Here is a 16004-nt window from a genome sequence, read left to right on the forward strand (position 1 = left end):
AGCGGGCCTCAGTTCTCGGTGCGGACGAACGCCAGGGCGTTCACCGTCAGGTCGTAGGTGTCGGTGCTGGAGGTCAGCGATGAATGGACGATCCCGATCAATCGGGTGCCCTCCCCCAGCGCGTCGATGAATCTCTCGGCCTGCGCCGGGCTCGGAGCCGTCAGGGTGATCGTGAAGGCGACCTGGGTTTGTGGATCATCCACCGGTGCCGCATCCGTGGGTTCGGCTTCCGTCGCATCCGCGGGCAGGGTGCCGTCGGTCGTGGCCTCGGGGATGGGAGCCGACTCGCCTGCGGGCGCCTCGGCGCTCGTGAGGACCGAGGCAGAGGTCAGTGCCGGGCGCGGCGCCCACGCCGACGTGTCGCCGACCGTGACGGTCCGGATGCTCACACCGGCCGTCTGCGCGGCCGCTGCGACGACCTCGAAGACGTCATCGAGTCGCGGGTCCGCGGGGATCTCGCGACGCAGCTCGGCGACGGTGTCTTCGATCTCGTCCATATCGGCCTCGCGCTCGCGGAGCGAGGCGATCTGCGTCTCGTACGTCGCGTTCGTCTGCACCACCAGGTCAGCGTCGGTCGCGGTCGCCGACGATTGCCCGAACAACGGCAGTGCCAGCAGCAACACGCCGGCCGCCAGGACGGCGAGCACCAGGATGCCGCCGATGAGATTCATGAATTGCTTCGGGATGTTCATCCGAGGGCCTCCCCGGCGTACGCGCCCGTGTAAAGCGACTGGTCGAAAGCCGTCCGGAGTCGGTAGATGTAGGTGGTCGCGTCGCTTTCGCCGACCTGCTCAGTCGTCATCTCCAGCGGGTCCACCTGCACGACCCCCGCGACATCACGGAGGGCACGCACCGCCGGGGCGACGTCGATCGGCGTCTGACTGCGCAGCTCCAGCGTTCCGCTGAGCGCGAGGTCGGCGTCGGCGCCGGCCACTGCGGCGTCCGCACCAGCGGCGTCGCCCTCGGCCGTCTCCGCAGAGGCTGCGGGTATCGTCGGCGCGCCGCCGACGGTGAGGTCGAAGCCCGTCACCACCACCCCGGACGGAAGGGCCTCGGCCAGCGAGGTGAAGAGGTCGGACCACACGAGGTCGGATGCCATCGCGTTTGCGCGGAATGTCTCGAGTTCGGTGCTCATCGCGATCGCGCGACTTACCTCGGAGAGCGTGGCGAGCTCGGTCAGCAGCGCAGACGTGCGCAGCTGTTCGGCGGCGAGCCGCTGGTCGGCGTTCCACTTGAGCCAGAACGCACCGCCCGCGAGCATCGCGACGGCGAGCAGAGCCGCCAGCAGACCGAAGCCCCACCGGACCGCCAAGGCGGCGCGCTCGCGTCGCTCGGTCTCGGCGCGAGGCATGAGGTTGACCCGCGGGATCCCCACGGAGGCCGTGGTGGGCAAAAGACGCTTCATCGGTTCACCTCTCCGAGGGTCAGCCCGATCGTCGAGACCAGGTTGAGGTCGAGATCCGTCGAAGGGTCGCCCGTGCCGCTCATTGCGAGGATCGCGTGTGCCGTGACCGCCTGCGGCGCGACGTCGAGCACTCTCGCGAGCTCTCCACGCATCCCCTCGGCTGCCAGACCCGCGCCGCTCACGCATACGGTTGTGATGCGCGTCGCCCCGGGCCTGCCGCGGTAGAACGCCAGTGTGCTGCGGACTCGCGCCGCGAAGTCCGCGACCGCGGGTGCCGCTTCCGCCTGCGCGCGGAGCATAGACCTTCCGCGGACGGCCCCGGGCGCGGTGGCCATTCCCGCCCCCGCGAGCGCCAGTTCGGGCTCGGTCGGCACGACCTCCAGAAGGGTTGCCGAGTGGGCGCGAGCGCGTACCGCGGCGGTGGGGATGTCGAGCGGGATGATGCGCACGAACCGCGGCACTCCGTCGACCGAGACGACGACATAGCTCGTGTGGTCCCCGATGTGCACCATCGCTGTCGCCTCGCCGGGCCGCCCGATACGGGATGAGACGCGCGCAAGCCCGAACGGCACGAGGTCGACGACATCCACCGACAGTTTCGCCTTGGCGAGCGTCGCGATGAGCGTCTCGATCGTCTCCGCGACGGCGGCGACGAGGAGACCCTGAACCTGCCCGTCTTGCTCGGCGTACGGATAGAAGTCGAGCACCGCCTGCGAGACGGGGACCGGCAGCAGGTCTTGCACCTGGAACGGCAGCGACTGACGCAGCAGCTCGGGCTTCATCGCCTGGGTCGAGTACTCGCGGACGAGCACCCGCCGGCTGCCGATGCCGAGCACGACGCGCTTGCCGCTGATGCCCGCGCGGCTCCAGAGCTGACGGATCGCGACGGCCACCGCGTCCGGATCCAGCACTTCGGAATCCCGCGCGGCACCCGGCGGCAGCGGCACCTCGCCCGCTGCGAGGAGCGTGGGCGTCCGCCCGCCGCTCACCTCGACCGCGCGCACACTCTGCTCGGTGATCTCGAGTCCCACGATGGTCTTGGTCATCGTCGGTCCTCCCTTTCCATATGGATCCGCCCGGGACGGGCTGGCTTGGCGCTCATGCGCCGATGAAGAGCTGTAGGTACCAGCGGGCGATGTGTTCGCCCGCCACGATTCCGACCCAGGCGCCGACGAGCATCCACGGTCCGAAGGGGATCGCCGTGCGGCGGCCGGCGCGGCGCGCGAGCAGCAGGACGACACCGAACACGCCGCCGAGGAGGAAGGCCGCGAACGCTCCGACGACGACGCTCCCCCAGCCGAGCCAGCCGAGCTGGATGCCGATGAGGCCGGCGAGTTTGACGTCGCCGCCGCCCATGCCGTCGGGGCGGATCGCCCGCAGGATGGCGTAGAAGGCGAACAGCACCGCCATCGCGATGACGGCCCGCAGGAGGGCCCCCCAGTCGGCGCCGAGCACGCAGGCCAGCGCGAGCAGGACCAGCGACACGACGTAGCTCGGCAGCACGATCGCATTGGGCAGCCGGCGGGTGTCGAGGTCGATGAGGGCGAGCGCAACACTGATCGCCGCGAAGTAAAGGTAGGCGACTGCGACGACCACCGCGGCGGGCGGTGCGCCGGCGGAGTCTGCCATCGCCGGGGCGGCGAAGTACCACGCCACGCCCGCGAAGACCAGCGCGGTGAGCATTTCTACGAGCGGATACCGGGGTGAGATGGGTGTGCGGCACGACGCGCAGCGTCCGCGCAGACCAACCCACGACAGTACCGGCACGTTCTGCCACGGCCGGACCGGCGCGTCGCAGTTCGGGCAGCGGCTCTCGCGGGTGAGCGGAATGCCCGCGGGCACGCGGTAGACGACGACGTTCAGGAACGAGCCAATGACGAGGCCGAAGATGGCCGCGAATGCGACGACCAGGCCCAGCGCGGCGGGGGTGAGTGCGGTCATGGCGCCACCCCGATGTCGTGGGTGGAGAGCAGTGCGAAGATCAGGTCAGAACTGCCTCCGCCCCCGCCACCCGGCCAGGGCTCGATGTCTTTTCCGAAGTCGTAGCCCGGGATGTTCCGCGGCGCGAAGGCAACCTTCACGCCGCCGCCGAACGACAGCTGCCCCGAGTAGACCTGACCCTTGAAGGTCGCGGTGCCACTGTTGAACTTCATCAGGCACGGGGTATAGATGTACACCGCGATCTTCGACTCGACCGTCGAGTCATTGAGCTGCTGCGAGTCGGTCGCGGGACTCGTGCACTGCGGACCGGCGGCGGCGGGATTGCCATCCGGCGTGATCAGAAAGATCGTGTGGGGATTCCCGTCTGCGCTCGAGAACTTCGTACCCGACAGGAACCACCGGTTCGCGATGATCGCGATGTCCCTATTGATCTTGACGTCTTTTTTCGCGTCGCCGGCGTTGGTGTCGAAGTTTCCGGTGCACGCTCGGATGTCGAAGATCATCTTGCTCGTCAGCGCGCCCGCGACCGACGTGACATCGGCCGAGTTGCCGGACCACTTCGCACAGGCGTCGCCCGTGACGGTGGTCAGCTTGTATCCCTCTTCGGCCCACGCCGCCGGCGGCGTGGTCGCGTTGACCGGGGTGAACGTCACGTCCTGCCAATCGGGGATCTCCGGAAGGGTCGGTGCGGCCAGCGCGGTGTCCTTCAGGATCGTTCCCTTCACGATCGTCTTCGCCGGGGTGCCCCAGATGCCGTAGCTGCCCACGTAGCGGAAGTTCTTGTAGATGGTCCCGCTGCCGAGTGTGCTAGCCCCGGAACCTGACGCGCTCACGCTGCCGTACACCGTCCCGCTGTTGAGAGTGAGGGTGCCGCCGAGGAAGAGGTTGCCCTCGGTGCCGCTGGCCTTGCCGACGGTTCCGGCGATGTTGTGATTGGCGTTCTTGGGCGCGACCAGGCTGCCTTCGACCGTGCCGCCGTTGATGTTGGCCGTGCCGCCGATGTACGCGTTGCCCTGAACCAGGCAGCCCGAGTCGATCTGCAGGTCGCCAACCTTGGTGTACACATCTCCCGGGAAAACGGAGCCCCAACCGCACTCGATCTTGCCCGCCGACGCGTACACGCCGGCGGAGCCGACGAACTCGTCGATGCCGACCTCGCTGTTGACGTCGTCGAAGACATACGAGTTCAGGCGCGTGTTCAGACCATAGGTGTAGAACAATCCCGGTCCGCCCGCGGTCGGCGGCTTAGATCCGCCCGAGACGCTGAAGATGGCCTGTCGGGCGACCTCGGCGTTGCCCACCCGCGCAGTCGCGCTGAGCGTGGCGAGGCCGTCGCCGCAGACGAGGGTGTAGTCGTACGTGGGACTGCCCGCGCCATCGACGTGGTCACTGGCTGAGGCTGCGTCGCACGGCAGCTCTCCCGTTTCGAGGCGGCTCGTCTGAGCCGCGATCGCGGCATCGACCGTGGCTTGGGCCTTCGTGCGGTCGCTCGAACTCGCGAGCATGCCCGTGTTGCTGACCACAACGGTGCTCACGGCGAGTCCCCCGATGGTCAACACAAGCATGATGATGAGCACCGAGACCAGGGCGGATCCGGCGTCATCATGCCGCGGTGTGCGCGCGTAGGCGGGCGGAGGGTTCACCAGCATGCCGGGCCCCCCGCCGAGATGACCTGCGAGAGGGCGCCGTCGGTGACGGCGACCTTCACTTCGCCTCGCGTGATCTCCAGGCCGAGCGAGATCCTCGTCCCGCTCTCTTCAAAGGCGGCGGCGGCGCTCAGGTTTCCCTCAACGCCCGAGGTGAGCGACGCCCATGACGCGTCGGCGCTCGGCAGCGCGGTGGTGCCCGCGCTGTAAAGCAACTCACCGGATTGCAGTTGCCAGGCGCGACACTCCCAGGTGCCGCCGTCCGTGAGCAGCACCTTTGCGTCCAATCGCTGCCCCGAGGCGGACACCCTCGCGTCGGCCGACGCCCGCACCGACTCGGTGATCGACGTGGTCGCCGCGTTCAGTTGCGCCGTGGCCGCGCTGCGTTCGGCGGTCTGTTGCTGGGTGGTCAGGCCTGTGACGAAGGTGACGGCGAAGAGCGAGACGAGAACGCTCAGCACTGCGACGATGATGATGAGTTCGACGAGCGAGATGCCGGCGTCGTCCCTGACGGATCGAGAGATCATGCCGCGCCCACCCGGACCCGGGTCGTGACGGCGGTGACGACCTCGCCACCCTGTGACACGGTGACAGTCACGGGAACGGAAGCGGGGAACACCGCAGGGCAGGCGCCGACGGTCAGGCTCGCTTCCGAACCGCTCGCCGGATCGAGGACCGGCGGAGCGGTCTGCAGGGCGCGCAGCGCGAGGCAGCTGGTGGTGACGTCGCCCGGGGTCGCCGGGTAGTCCTGCTGGACCGTGGCGAGCAGGTCATTGGCGAACCCGGTCGCCGCCAGCGAATCGCGGTTTCGCGCACTGACGTCCGTGGTGCCGACGAGGAGCGGCAGCACTGCCAGCGAGAGCACCGCCAACACGAACATCGCGATGACGAGCTCGACGAGGCTGAAGCCGCTGTCATCTTGATTCTTACGAGGCATGTCTCTCCCACATCCTCAGAACTGACGACGTGGGTGCGGAGCGTCAGCGACGCCCCGCACCCACGTTCGATGCTGACGTTACGAGCAGCCGGGGCCTGCGCTAGCCGTCTTCGTGGCGTCGGAAGTGCTCGTCGCCGTCACACAGATCGTCTCCAGGGTCGTCCCGGGGTTTACGAAGGTGACGCCGTCATCCAGATTGGTAAGTGTGGTTACAGCGGGGACCGCGCCGGTCGCGCTTTGGGCGGTGGCCGCAGCAAGCTGAGAAGCAGCGTTGGCTGCTTTAGCCTCTACCGCGCTCTGCTCTGCCTGGCCCTGAATTCCGAGGAAGACCGGGATGGCGATCGCGGCGAGGATGCCGAGGATCACGACGACGATGATGAGCTCGATGAGCGAGAAGCCCTTTTCGCCGTTCTCTTCGCGTCGCTCGCGCTCGGCCTGGATGTAGTTCTTGATCATTGCTCGCATTTCTTTCTCTCTCCCCTTGCAGTGGACATTTCAGGGCCGGTCGAGGCGGGCAAACCCTCCGTCAGGGTCTCTGCCCGCCCCGGCCTCATTTGGCGGATGCACCTGAATGCATCCATCCCCCGTCCTGAATCATGAGGGACTTCTCATCTTCAGTCAAGACGCATATATCGGCTTTGGCGCTTTTTTTGCTCAAGACTCACTCAGGTCTGGCTCCATCGCTCGCGACTCGGGAAACGAACGCTTGCTGACGGTCTTAATAAATACCTGTTCAAACGACATAAATATTCGGTATATCCAACACTCGCTTCAGTCATCAGACATGCCAAGATCAGTATGTCCAGATGGATCCAATTCTCATGATCTCGAAACGTGTTGGAAACATGAGAGCCTTCTCACCTCAAGATGAGAGACAGCTCATTTTCACGAGAAGGGAAACGCCCCCGGGAATCGACGTATCGAAACCCGGGGGCGGCCATTCGGTCACTTGCAGACAAGGGGGGTGGGGGGATGTCCGGGCGACCGAATTCTCTTTCTCAGCCCACCGCGCGAAGCACGAGAGGCAGGGCCACCGTGACGGCGGCAGCGAGCGCAAGAGCGACGATCATGACGATCCCCGCCCGTCGCGTGAACTTGTCGGGAAAGGCCCTCACGCGGCCTCCGCCCCGATCACGAGCCCGAGGGTGCTCACGAAGTCGCGACCGGCGTCGCCCTCCGGCATCTGCACGACGTCGGTCGTGATCGCATCGGCAGCCGACACCAGGACGACGTCCACGTCGAGTGCGGTGTCCAGCGCATCGATGACCCCCTCCGACACCGCCCCCGCGCCGCTGAGCAGCACACGATCGATCGCCGGAGCGTCGTCCCGACCCGCGTGGAACGAGAGCGTACTGCGCACCCGGGCGGCGAGATCCGTTGCGGCGAAGGGGATCGGAGGATGCGAGTGGTCATCCGAACCCGCTCCGAGCCGCACTCGTGCACCCGCGGGAACCGTCTCGAAGATCTCGGCGAGTGCGGCGTCCACGTCGGCGGTGGCTGCGCGATCGCTCGCGCCCTCGCGGGCCACGCTGTTTGCCGTCGGGATGTCGATGGGCAGGATGCGGACGAACAGCGGCACTCCGTCGCGGACGATCACCACGTAGCTCGTGTGGTCACCGACGTGAACCATGGCGACGGTCTCACCCGGCGCCGCGAACGATCCCGCGGCTCGAGCCAATCCGAACGGCGCGAAATCGACAGCATCCGCGCGCAGCTTGGCCTTTTCGAGAGTCTTCAGAAGCGCCTCGACCGTCTCGGAGACGGCGGCGACGAGCAACCCGCTGACCTGTCCGTCTACCTCGGCGATGGGGAGAAAGTCGAGCACGGCCTGCTCGGCCGGAACGGGCAGCAGATCCTGCACCTGGAACGGCAGGGACTGCTTCAGCAGGTCGGGGCGCAACGCCTTTGTGGTGAACTCGCGCACGAGTACGCGCCGGCTGCCGATACCCAGCACCACGCGGCGGCTCTGGAACCCCGCGCGCGTCCACAGTTGGCGCAAAGCCAGGGCCACGGCATCCGGATCGAGCACTTCGGAGTCTTTCGCGACGCCCGCGGGCAGCGCGACCTCGCCGCTTGCGACGAGCACCGGACGGCGCCCGGCGGTCACCTCGACCGCGCGCACGCTCTCTTCCGTGATCTCCAGCCCGATGACTGTCTTTGCCATGATTACTCCCCCAGATCGCTTTCTCTTCGTCCGACGACCCCCATCGCCGGTGCGCCGAGTGGCGCCGTTCTCATCCGCTAGCGGATGTCTCGCTGTGAAACCAGATCGCCGAGCACCGGCAGACCACCCGTGATTCCGGGCAGCGAGATCGGTGAACTCGAGAACGTGACCAGGCCGCCGTACGAGAACACGCCCGAGTAGAGGCTGCCGTTCCACTTGTCGCGACCGCCGATGCCGTGCACGTCGACCGTGCAGGGTGTGTAGGCGAGCGCCGTGATGCCCGACGCCATCGAGGTGCCGTTGATGTTGATGCTGCCCGCGCCGTTCGTGCACGAGGGCTTGGCGTCCTTCGTCGTGTCTTCGACGATGACCCGCAGCTTCGGTTTCGTGCCCGACGAGGCGGTCATCGTGAGCATCGTCAGGTCGTAGCTCTTCGCCAGCATCACCAGGTCGGTCTTCAGCGTGACCACGGGATCGGTGCCGCTGTTCGCGCTGAGGTTCGAGCAGGCGCGCGCATCCAACACGGTGGGTGTCGTGAGCGACGACAGGCTCGTCCATCCCGTTGCCGGGTGTGCGTTGAAGTAATTGCACGTGCCCGGACCGGTGCCGGCAGCGGTCAGCGTGATGATCGAGTAGCCCGGCCAGTCCGAGGACTTATATGCGTAGTCGAACCAGGCATCGAACGACGGGGCCGCCGGGGCTGCCACCGCGGCGGGACGCGAGATCGTGCCCGACACGATGCCGTCATTCTGCTCGAACTTCTTTCCCGCGGGGAACGTCAGTGCCTTCGAAAGCCGCTGGCTTCCGAGCTTGACGTCGCCCGTGGCCTGCACATTGCCGCCGATGATCTTCTGTTCCCAGCCGAATTCGAGCGATCCGCCGACCGTCAGCGCCCCGCCGACCGAACCGCGCACGAGACTCTTGTCGGTTCCGGCGGCGCTCAGATTGCCGCGGACCGTGTCGCTGCCGTTCGTCATCTCGACCGAACCGCCGGCCGTCACCGATCCCGCGACGTCACACGAGCCCTTCGTGATGAACGAACCCTGCACACGAATGGATGCCACGATCGGTACCTGGCAGGTGAAGTCGCCCTTCGGGATGTTGATGGTGAGCGCGTTGCCCGGGCTGACCGTCTTCACCTCATACGTGAAGGTGGCGCTGTTGAAAAACGTGAGATCGGCGCCCATGCCCACGTCCTTCGCGGGCGTGTAGGCGTAGACGGCCTGCGTCTTCGTCGTGCCGCCGTCGGTACCGCGGCCGGTCGATGTGAAGGTGACCTGGTTGGACGCGCACGAACTCGTCACCGTGTAGCTGGGCTGCGAGCCGGAAAGCGACAGCGAGCAGAATTCGCTCGTACGACGTGCCTGCGCGAGTGCCGCGGTGATGCCGGCATCCGCTGCGGCCTTCGCCTGTACGCTGCCGCGCGTCTGCACGACCGAGCCGGTCGTGTTCGTGACGATCGCGGCGGCGGTCAAGCCCATCAGGCTCAGCAGAATCATGACGATCAACACCGAGACGATTGCGGACCCGGTGTCATCGGAGGCTCGGCGCTGCTCGCCGGCGGAGCGCGAACGGTTCACCAGCATTTTTTCGCCGTCCCGCTCTGCTTCGCCTGCGCCAGCACCTTGCCCGCCGCGGGCACGCTCGTGGCGCCGGTCTTCACGGTGAGCGAGACGCCGAGCGTGCGGCCCGACATCGAGAAGGCGGAGCCGGACTTCGCCGCGGACACCCCGCTCGCGAGGGTCGACCAACCGGTACCGGATGCGTCGGGCAACCCGATCGCCGAGCTCGACGTGCGGTACAGCAAACGGTCGCCCTGCAGCGCCCACGCCTCACACGACCATCCGCTCGTGCCGGTCGCGACAACGGCACGGACGACATTGCCATCCACCCGCATGTCGCTGGCGTTGCGGATGCTCGACTGCAGCGAACTCATCACCACCTGCGCACGTCCCGTCGCGGTATCGCGGTCACGCGTCTGGGCCTCGGCGCTCAGGCTCGAGGCGAAGAGTGTCGCGAGGACACTGAGCAAGAGCGCGGTGATCGCGCCGTAGATGATGAGTTCAACGAGAGACATTCCCGCCTCATCGCCCCGGACACCGGAGCTCTGCCCCGTCGTGCCGAAAAGTTTCGTTCCCCGGGGCGTCATGCTTTGCCCACCAGGATTCGCGTGGAGACCGTTCCGAGCGGTGTGCCCGGCGCAGTGGTACGGGCGACGGAGACCTGAACGGTCACCGTTCCCGGGTACTGCGCCGGACACCCACCCGGAAAGGTGATCGTCGAGGTGAGGCCGGTCTCGGCGTCAGCTTCCCCGGTGACAGCTCTCACCGATCCGCACGACGTCGCCGTCGTGGAATCGGGAAACTGCGCCCGCAGCGCCGCGACGGTGGAGCTGGCGTAGGCATTCGCCTTCGCCATCTCCCGGTTACTCACGCTCGACTGCGTGGCGGTGATCATCAGCGGAAGAACCGCCAAGGAGATCACCATCAGCAGCAACATCGCGATGACGACCTCGACGAGGCTAAAGCCCGCTTCAGTCTTGGCCGGTCCCCACCAGCCATCTCGCATCATCCCCATGTGCGCTCACCCTCCCCAGTGCGAGCTTGCATTTCCCCAGCCGTCCGGCTTTCGCCAGACGTCTTGTCCAACCCGCGCAGCGCGCGGATCGGTCTTATCCGACTGCGGTACGCGAGCCGGCGTGCGTGTCGAAACGGCTCCCCGCCGTCACGACGACCGCACCCCATTGGCCCCAGCCGACGGCGCGATCAATGGATGCACGCATGCCCGTTTCCCCCAGTGGAATTTCCTACGACTCGACTTCAACGACGGAAGGAGCTCCAGAAAAATCCCCAGATACCCCCGGCCCCCAAAGCCAGGTGTGTGGGACCGTCAAGCGATCCCTTCCCCGTTCAAGATCATGAGACAGTTCTCATGTTCAAGTCAAGCCAGGATTGTGCGACTGTGGAGAAGATGTGTGCGGGAGGAGAAAAGAAATCCCTGTTCATGCTCGATATCCTCTTCGCCGCTTGGCCGAGAAAGTCTTCAGGAATAGCGCGATCCTGAGCCGAACCTGAGGTTCGCGGGAGCTCAACGACCGAAGCCCGGAGCCCACTCGTCACCCTCGTCGAGAACCTCGGCCCGATTCTCGCCCCGGGTGTCCTGCCGCTCGAGGGTCGGACGCTCGCGTCGCCAGGCCGCACCAACGGGCCAACTCGCGGCGAACGTCGGAATCACGCGCCCGACACGTCGCCACAGGGCACCGTGCGTCGCGAACGGGCGCGCGGAGACAGGCATCCGCAGCGTCGGGTCGTATCGAACGCCGTCCGCACGGCGCAGGTGGATCGACAGGTCCAGATCATCGTGAATGGCGGCGTTTGCACGGTCGACCTCGTCGCGCACCCGCACCCACAGCGCCCTGCGCATCGCGAAGTTCGAGCCGAAGACCGGCGGATGCCCGAGCCACGGCGTAACCCAGAAGTACATGCCGCCGATGTACCACTTCGCCCCGAGATACCGCACGACCGGACCCGCCCCGTAAAACTCCGCCGAACCCGTCAGGGCACCGAGCGCAGGATCGGCCACGAACGCCCGGACGATCCGTGAGATCCAGTCCGGGTGCGGCCGCGAATCCGCGTCCACCCGGGCGATGATGTCGCAATCCAGCACGGCTTCGTCATAGCCGCGCGCCGCCGCCGGCCAGATGCCCACGACATCTTCCACGAACACCTCGGCACCGTGCGCGCGGGCGACAGCCGCGGAAGCATCCGTCGATCCGTTGTCGATCACGATCACACGATCGGCGGGACGATCCTGCGCGGCGAGGGCCACCAGGCACGCCTCGAGAAACTCCGCGTCGTCGCGACACGGGATCACAACGGCGACACGGGGAGCGAGCGACACGATGTCAACCTACTCCGCGGGGTGGAATCGGGCCGTCAGGGCGCACATATTGTCGGGTCTCACGGTCGAACGCAATCCCCTCAGCTTTCAATCCAATGAGCGTTAGCCTCCGAAACACCCAACGACACGGAATCACCGTGCAGAACGGAGGCGCTCATGCGCACATCACCCAACCGCCTGGTCGCCATCATCTTCGGCGCCGTCTATGTCCTGGTCGGCCTGCTCGGCTTCGCCGTGACCGGCGGCGTCGGATTCATCGCGACCGACGGCGGACTGCTCCTCGGCATCTTCGAGGTAAACCCGCTCCACAACATCGCGCACCTCCTGATCGGTGCCGCCCTGCTGATCGCCGGGCTGTCCTCGGTCCGCGCGGCCAAGGGCGTCAACACCACGATCGGTGCGGTCTACCTGCTGCTCGGAATCGTCGGCTTCTTCCTGGTCGGCACGGCCGCGAACATCCTCGCGCTGAACACCGCCGATCACTTCCTCCACCTCGCGAGCGCGATCGTGCTCCTCGGTGTCGGGCTCGGTGCAGAGCGCGGCGTGTCGAACCGTTCGGCGCTCGCCTGATCATGTCGATTCGCATGTGGCCCGCCCTCTTTGCCTGGGGGGCGGGCCTCATCCACATCGCCGTGGCGGCGGGCTCACCGCTCGGTGTGCTTCTGCCGCTCACGGCGCTGGGTGTCGCCGAGCTGGTGTGGGGAATCGTCGCGTTGCGTCTCGGACGGATGCCTCTGGTGCGCACGACCCTCGCCGTGGGGGTCATTGCGACCCTCGGTGGACTTGTCCTCGCCCTGTTCGACCTGATGGCGTGGATGCCGCTCGTGAGCTCGAGCATCATGCTCGTGGCGATCGCTGGCGCGGCCGCCGTGACGTTGCGCCGGGCTGCACGGGGGCTGGGTGAGGGGAGCACGGATGCCGAGGCATCCGCCCGCTCTGCCGTCCCCGCGGGACGCGCACTGATCGGCGTCGTGGCGGGAGCACTACTGGTGTCGGGATTGACGACTCCGGCGCTCGCGCAGACCAACGCCGGCGACTACGCCGTGCCACACGGCGAGATGACGGGCCACCACGGGCACTGAGCCTGTCCTCTCGTCGATCTTCGCGAACGGTCGCGACTCACCGCGTGCCTCTTGCGGACACGGTGAGTCGCGACCGTTCGCGGCGAGACACGGGGCCTACCCGAGCGCGATGATTGGGTGTTGGCGCAGGACGCCGGCCACCAAAGGAGCGCACCATGGTCATTGCCGGACTGGTCATTGCCGGATTGGTCTTCGCGGGCCTCGCAGCCCTCATCCACGTCTACATCTTCGTGCTCGAGTCGATCATCTGGACGACACCCCGGGCACGGGCGACGTTCGGCACGACCCCCGAGCAGGCACGGCAGACGCGCGAGCTCGCGTTCAACCAGGGCTTCTACAATCTGTTCCTCGCGATCGCGACCGGGCTCGGAATCATCCTGGTCGCTGCGGGAAACCTTTCCGTCGGGGCGACCCTCGTGCTCGTCGGCACGGGGTCGATGCTCGCCGCGAGCCTGGTGCTGGTGTTGTCGTCGCCCGCGAAAGCACGCGCCGCCGCGGTGCAGGGCGCTACGCCCCTGATCGCGGTCGTGCTGGTCACCGTGGGACTTTTCATCTGAGTTTCGTACACTTATCCAACAAGCGGTATGGCCAGTGTCGAACCTTTGTTCTAGCATGACGGGATGGCCACGCCCCTTTCCCACACCGCGGCTTCACCCGCGGACGAACTGAGACGCCTGCGGGCACAGCTCGACCGTGCACAAGCCCCGCGGGTCGAGGCTCCGCCGCTGCCGGTACATCCGTTGCTGGCTTCCCTGCTGCCCGAGGGAGGGCTCCGTCCGGGGTCCTCGTATGCGGTTTCGGCCTCCCCCAGCCTGCTGCTGGCCCTCATCGCCACCGCGTCGCAGGCGGGATCGTGGTGCGCGGCGATCGGTATGCCCACCTTGGGCGCCGAGGCTGCCGCGTCGTTCGGTGTGGATCTCGAGCGTCTCGTGCTCATCCCCGAACCGGGTCAGCGATGGCTGGCGGTGGCCGCGGCTGTGGCCGAGGTGCTGCCGATCGTGGCCGTGCGCCCGCAGGGCCGCGCGCGCGACGGCGATGTCGCGCGACTGAGTGCCCGGCTGCGCGACCGCGGCACCGTTTTGCTCGTCATGGGCGACTGGCCCGGGGCCGATGCCCTGCTGAGCGTCAGCGACCCACGCTGGAGCGGACTGGATGCGGGGCACGGATACCTCGAGGGCCGCGAGGTCACCGTCACCGCGAGCAGCCGCCGCTCGCCCGTGCCACGGAGCGTCCGGATGCTGCTGCCCGGTCCCGATGGTGGCGTGTCCCGCGGAATCGTCGACACCCGCACCCCGGCGCGCGACACCACCCTCACCCCACCCATCCGAATCCGAGCGGCGGGGTGATCATGGACGTCGTGCGCAGCCTGGTGCTGTGGATCCCCGACTGGCCCATCGTTGCGCTCGCGCGGGAAACGGGCACCCTCGCGGCAGGAACGGGCACCCTCGCGGGAAGAACGGGCACCCTCGCGGGGCAGCCGATCGCGATCATTCGCGCAAACAGGGTGGTCGCGTGCTCCGCCGCCGCGCGCGCCGAAGGGGTGCGGCGAGGGCAACGCAGGCGCGACGCCCAGGCACGTTGCCCCGCCCTGCAGGTCGTCGCCGACGACGCCGCGCGCGATCACCGCGGGTTCCTGCCGATTGTCGAGGCGATCGAGGCCCGGGCGCCCGGCGTCCAGATCATCCGGCCGGGGCTCTGTGCACTGCGGGCGCGGGGTCCGGCGCGGTACTACGGGGGCGAAGCGGAGGCGGCTCGGGTGTTGCGTGAGTCTCTCGATGGCCTCGGCATCTCCGACACGCGTGCGGGCGTCGCGGACGGTCCCTTCACCGCCGAGCAGGCGGCTCGGCGCACGGACCCCGGGGGCATCCTCGTGATCCCGTCGGGTGATACCGCAACGTTTCTGTCGGGCCTGTCGGTCGCGACACTCGAGGATGAGGAGCTGATCGGTCTGCTCGCTCGACTGGGCGTCCGGACGCTCGGCGAGTTCGCCGCGCTGGACGTCGAGAAGGTGCGCGGACGGTTCGGGGAACGAGGCATCCGTCTGCACGCCCTCGCCGGGGGACGTGATCCGCGCGCCGTCGTCGCCCGGACACCCCCGCCCGAACTCGAGCGGCAGATCGCATTCGAGCCGCCCCTCGAGCTCGTCGATCAGATCGGCTTCGGGGTGCGCACCACCGCCGACGAATTCATCGACAACCTGACTCGGGTCTCCCTCGTCTGCACCGAACTACGGGTCGAGCTGACCGACGAGCGTGGTGGATTCTCAGAGCGGGTGTGGCTGCATCCGACGTGCTTCGACGCCCCCGATGTCGTCGACCGGGTGCGCTGGCAACTCGAATCGGCCATCGGTAACGACCTGAAGAGCGGGGTCGCGCTGGTGCGGCTGATTCCGCAGGCGGTCGATGCCGCGTCCCACCACGAACCCGGACTGTTCGGGCAGGGCGCCGAAGAGCGCGTGCACCACGCCCTGTCGCGTGTGCAGGCGATGCTCGGGCATCGCGGTGTCACGACGCCCACGCTCGGCGGGGGCCGCTGGTTGTCGGAGCGGCAGACACTCGTGCCGTGGGGTGACCGCGCAACCGTTGCCCGCTCACGCGCGCAGCCGTGGCCCGGGCATCTGCCCGCTCCCCTACCCTCGACCGTCTTCCCCGCGGGACAGGGCGCCGCGGTGACCGACCGTGAGGGGCGATCGGTGAGCATCGACGGGCGGGGCCTGCTCAGCGCGCCACCGGTGCAGCTAGGGCTCGAAGGGCGACAGCGTCCGGTCGCGGCATGGGCGGGGCCGTGGCCCGTGCACGAGCGCATCTGGGACGCCGAACGAGCCCGCACGGCATACCGGCTGCAGATCGTGGACGCCGATCAGACGGCCTGGATGCTCGTGAACGAGGGCGAGCGCTGGTGGGCCGAAGGCAGGTACGACTGATGGGTT

18 protein-coding genes are annotated in these 16004 nt (G+C 67.6%); 5 read left to right on the forward strand and 13 right to left on the reverse strand.

All coding sequences use genetic code 11. The annotated features are described in order from the left end of the window. Positions 1-8 precede the first annotated feature (8 nt). The 13 genes from ACXZ1E_RS02890 to ACXZ1E_RS02950 all read right to left on the reverse strand — a co-directional run bounded on the left by ACXZ1E_RS02890 (position 9) and on the right by ACXZ1E_RS02950 (position 11993). A complete protein-coding gene (locus ACXZ1E_RS02890) occupies positions 9-692 on the reverse strand; it encodes a hypothetical protein (protein WP_458041945.1) in 684 nt (227 codons plus the stop codon). After that, positions 689-1405: a hypothetical protein gene (locus tag ACXZ1E_RS02895; protein ID WP_458041946.1), complete on the reverse strand. Its 717-nt coding sequence runs from the start codon at positions 1403-1405 to the stop codon at positions 689-691. Before ACXZ1E_RS02895 ends, ACXZ1E_RS02890 begins: the two co-directional genes overlap by 4 nt. Beyond that, positions 1402-2451, reverse strand: coding sequence for a type IV pilus biogenesis protein PilM (pilM, locus tag ACXZ1E_RS02900; protein ID WP_458041947.1), 1050 nt, complete (start codon positions 2449-2451; stop codon positions 1402-1404). Before pilM (ACXZ1E_RS02900) ends, ACXZ1E_RS02895 begins: the two co-directional genes overlap by 4 nt. A gap of 52 nt (positions 2452-2503) precedes the next feature. Beyond that, positions 2504-3346 carry a prepilin peptidase gene (locus ACXZ1E_RS02905; RefSeq protein ID WP_458041948.1) on the reverse strand — a complete coding sequence of 281 codons (843 nt, stop codon included), beginning with the start codon at positions 3344-3346 and terminating at the stop codon, positions 2504-2506. Beyond that, on the reverse strand, positions 3343-4995 hold the full coding sequence (locus ACXZ1E_RS02910; RefSeq protein ID WP_458041949.1) for a pilus assembly PilX family protein: 1653 nt from the start codon (positions 4993-4995) through the stop codon (positions 3343-3345). Before ACXZ1E_RS02910 ends, ACXZ1E_RS02905 begins: the two co-directional genes overlap by 4 nt. Further along, positions 4986-5519 carry a hypothetical protein gene (locus ACXZ1E_RS02915; RefSeq protein ID WP_458041950.1) on the reverse strand — a complete coding sequence of 178 codons (534 nt, stop codon included), beginning with the start codon at positions 5517-5519 and terminating at the stop codon, positions 4986-4988. Before ACXZ1E_RS02915 ends, ACXZ1E_RS02910 begins: the two co-directional genes overlap by 10 nt. Then, positions 5516-5929 (reverse strand): PulJ/GspJ family protein, encoded by a 414-nt coding sequence (locus ACXZ1E_RS02920; RefSeq protein WP_458041951.1) that lies wholly within the window; start codon positions 5927-5929, stop codon positions 5516-5518. Before ACXZ1E_RS02920 ends, ACXZ1E_RS02915 begins: the two co-directional genes overlap by 4 nt. A gap of 78 nt (positions 5930-6007) precedes the next feature. Next, the gene (locus ACXZ1E_RS02925; RefSeq protein ID WP_458041952.1) at positions 6008-6385 is read right to left on the reverse strand and encodes a type IV pilin protein; all 378 of its coding nucleotides are present in this window, start codon (positions 6383-6385) and stop codon (positions 6008-6010) included. A gap of 655 nt (positions 6386-7040) precedes the next feature. Beyond that, complete coding sequence (pilM, locus tag ACXZ1E_RS02930) at positions 7041-8093, reverse strand: type IV pilus biogenesis protein PilM (RefSeq protein WP_458041953.1); 1053 nt, start codon at positions 8091-8093, stop codon at positions 7041-7043. 77 nt (positions 8094-8170) lie between these two features. Continuing rightward, positions 8171-9673, reverse strand: coding sequence for a hypothetical protein (locus ACXZ1E_RS02935; protein ID WP_458041954.1), 1503 nt, complete (start codon positions 9671-9673; stop codon positions 8171-8173). Further along, positions 9670-10170 carry a hypothetical protein gene (locus tag ACXZ1E_RS02940; RefSeq protein WP_458041955.1) on the reverse strand — a complete coding sequence of 167 codons (501 nt, stop codon included), beginning with the start codon at positions 10168-10170 and terminating at the stop codon, positions 9670-9672. The genes ACXZ1E_RS02935 and ACXZ1E_RS02940 overlap by 4 nt, the downstream gene beginning before the upstream one ends. Positions 10171-10238: 68 nt before the next feature. Beyond that, entirely contained in the window at positions 10239-10670 is a 432-nt protein-coding gene (locus tag ACXZ1E_RS02945; protein WP_100812899.1) for a type IV pilus modification PilV family protein, read from the reverse strand. Positions 10671-11180: 510 nt separating this feature from the next. Continuing rightward, positions 11181-11993: a glycosyltransferase gene (locus tag ACXZ1E_RS02950; protein WP_458041956.1), complete on the reverse strand. Its 813-nt coding sequence runs from the start codon at positions 11991-11993 to the stop codon at positions 11181-11183. Between the two features lie 156 nt (positions 11994-12149). On the opposite strand from ACXZ1E_RS02950, the gene ACXZ1E_RS02955 reads away from it, so the two are divergent. The 5 genes from ACXZ1E_RS02955 (at position 12150) to ACXZ1E_RS02975 (ending at position 15998) form a co-directional block, all read left to right on the forward strand. Continuing rightward, positions 12150-12563: a DUF4383 domain-containing protein gene (locus ACXZ1E_RS02955; RefSeq protein ID WP_036296508.1), complete on the forward strand. Its 414-nt coding sequence runs from the start codon at positions 12150-12152 to the stop codon at positions 12561-12563. 2 nt (positions 12564-12565) lie between these two features. Then, on the forward strand, positions 12566-13075 hold the full coding sequence (locus ACXZ1E_RS02960; RefSeq protein WP_051513119.1) for a hypothetical protein: 510 nt from the start codon (positions 12566-12568) through the stop codon (positions 13073-13075). A gap of 155 nt (positions 13076-13230) precedes the next feature. Next, the gene (locus ACXZ1E_RS02965) at positions 13231-13632 is read left to right on the forward strand and encodes a DUF1304 domain-containing protein (RefSeq protein ID WP_458352032.1); all 402 of its coding nucleotides are present in this window, start codon (positions 13231-13233) and stop codon (positions 13630-13632) included. Positions 13633-13695: 63 nt separating this feature from the next. Next, complete coding sequence (locus ACXZ1E_RS02970) at positions 13696-14421, forward strand: hypothetical protein (protein WP_458041957.1); 726 nt, start codon at positions 13696-13698, stop codon at positions 14419-14421. 2 nt (positions 14422-14423) lie between these two features. Beyond that, positions 14424-15998, forward strand: coding sequence for a DNA polymerase Y family protein (locus ACXZ1E_RS02975; protein ID WP_458041958.1), 1575 nt, complete (start codon positions 14424-14426; stop codon positions 15996-15998). The last annotated feature ends 6 nt before the right edge of the window (positions 15999-16004 follow it).

It is taken from the genome of Pacificispira sp. HM-600 (assembly GCF_977993705.1).

What these genes read in the sequence shown, in the direction of transcription:
- ACXZ1E_RS02910 (WP_458041949.1), bottom strand. Translation starts at nt 4,995, where the DNA reads ATGCTGGTGAACCCTCCGCCCGCCTACGCGCGCACACCGCGGCATGAT.
- ACXZ1E_RS02960 (WP_051513119.1), top strand. Translation starts at nt 12,566, where the DNA reads ATGTCGATTCGCATGTGGCCCGCCCTCTTTGCCTGGGGGGCGGGCCTC.
- pilM (WP_458041953.1), bottom strand. Translation starts at nt 8,093, where the DNA reads ATGGCAAAGACAGTCATCGGGCTGGAGATCACGGAAGAGAGCGTGCGC.
- ACXZ1E_RS02905 (WP_458041948.1), bottom strand. Translation starts at nt 3,346, where the DNA reads ATGACCGCACTCACCCCCGCCGCGCTGGGCCTGGTCGTCGCATTCGCG.
- ACXZ1E_RS02945 (WP_100812899.1), bottom strand. Translation starts at nt 10,670, where the DNA reads ATGGGGATGATGCGAGATGGCTGGTGGGGACCGGCCAAGACTGAAGCG.
- ACXZ1E_RS02965 (WP_458352032.1), top strand. Translation starts at nt 13,231, where the DNA reads ATGGTCATTGCCGGACTGGTCATTGCCGGATTGGTCTTCGCGGGCCTC.
- ACXZ1E_RS02925 (WP_458041952.1), bottom strand. Translation starts at nt 6,385, where the DNA reads ATGATCAAGAACTACATCCAGGCCGAGCGCGAGCGACGCGAAGAGAAC.
- ACXZ1E_RS02915 (WP_458041950.1), bottom strand. Translation starts at nt 5,519, where the DNA reads ATGATCTCTCGATCCGTCAGGGACGACGCCGGCATCTCGCTCGTCGAA.
- ACXZ1E_RS02890 (WP_458041945.1), bottom strand. Translation starts at nt 692, where the DNA reads ATGAACATCCCGAAGCAATTCATGAATCTCATCGGCGGCATCCTGGTG.
- ACXZ1E_RS02955 (WP_036296508.1), top strand. Translation starts at nt 12,150, where the DNA reads ATGCGCACATCACCCAACCGCCTGGTCGCCATCATCTTCGGCGCCGTC.
- ACXZ1E_RS02940 (WP_458041955.1), bottom strand. Translation starts at nt 10,170, where the DNA reads ATGTCTCTCGTTGAACTCATCATCTACGGCGCGATCACCGCGCTCTTG.
- ACXZ1E_RS02920 (WP_458041951.1), bottom strand. Translation starts at nt 5,929, where the DNA reads ATGCCTCGTAAGAATCAAGATGACAGCGGCTTCAGCCTCGTCGAGCTC.
- ACXZ1E_RS02970 (WP_458041957.1), top strand. Translation starts at nt 13,696, where the DNA reads ATGGCCACGCCCCTTTCCCACACCGCGGCTTCACCCGCGGACGAACTG.
- ACXZ1E_RS02895 (WP_458041946.1), bottom strand. Translation starts at nt 1,405, where the DNA reads ATGAAGCGTCTTTTGCCCACCACGGCCTCCGTGGGGATCCCGCGGGTC.
- pilM (WP_458041947.1), bottom strand. Translation starts at nt 2,451, where the DNA reads ATGACCAAGACCATCGTGGGACTCGAGATCACCGAGCAGAGTGTGCGC.
- ACXZ1E_RS02975 (WP_458041958.1), top strand. Translation starts at nt 14,424, where the DNA reads ATGGACGTCGTGCGCAGCCTGGTGCTGTGGATCCCCGACTGGCCCATC.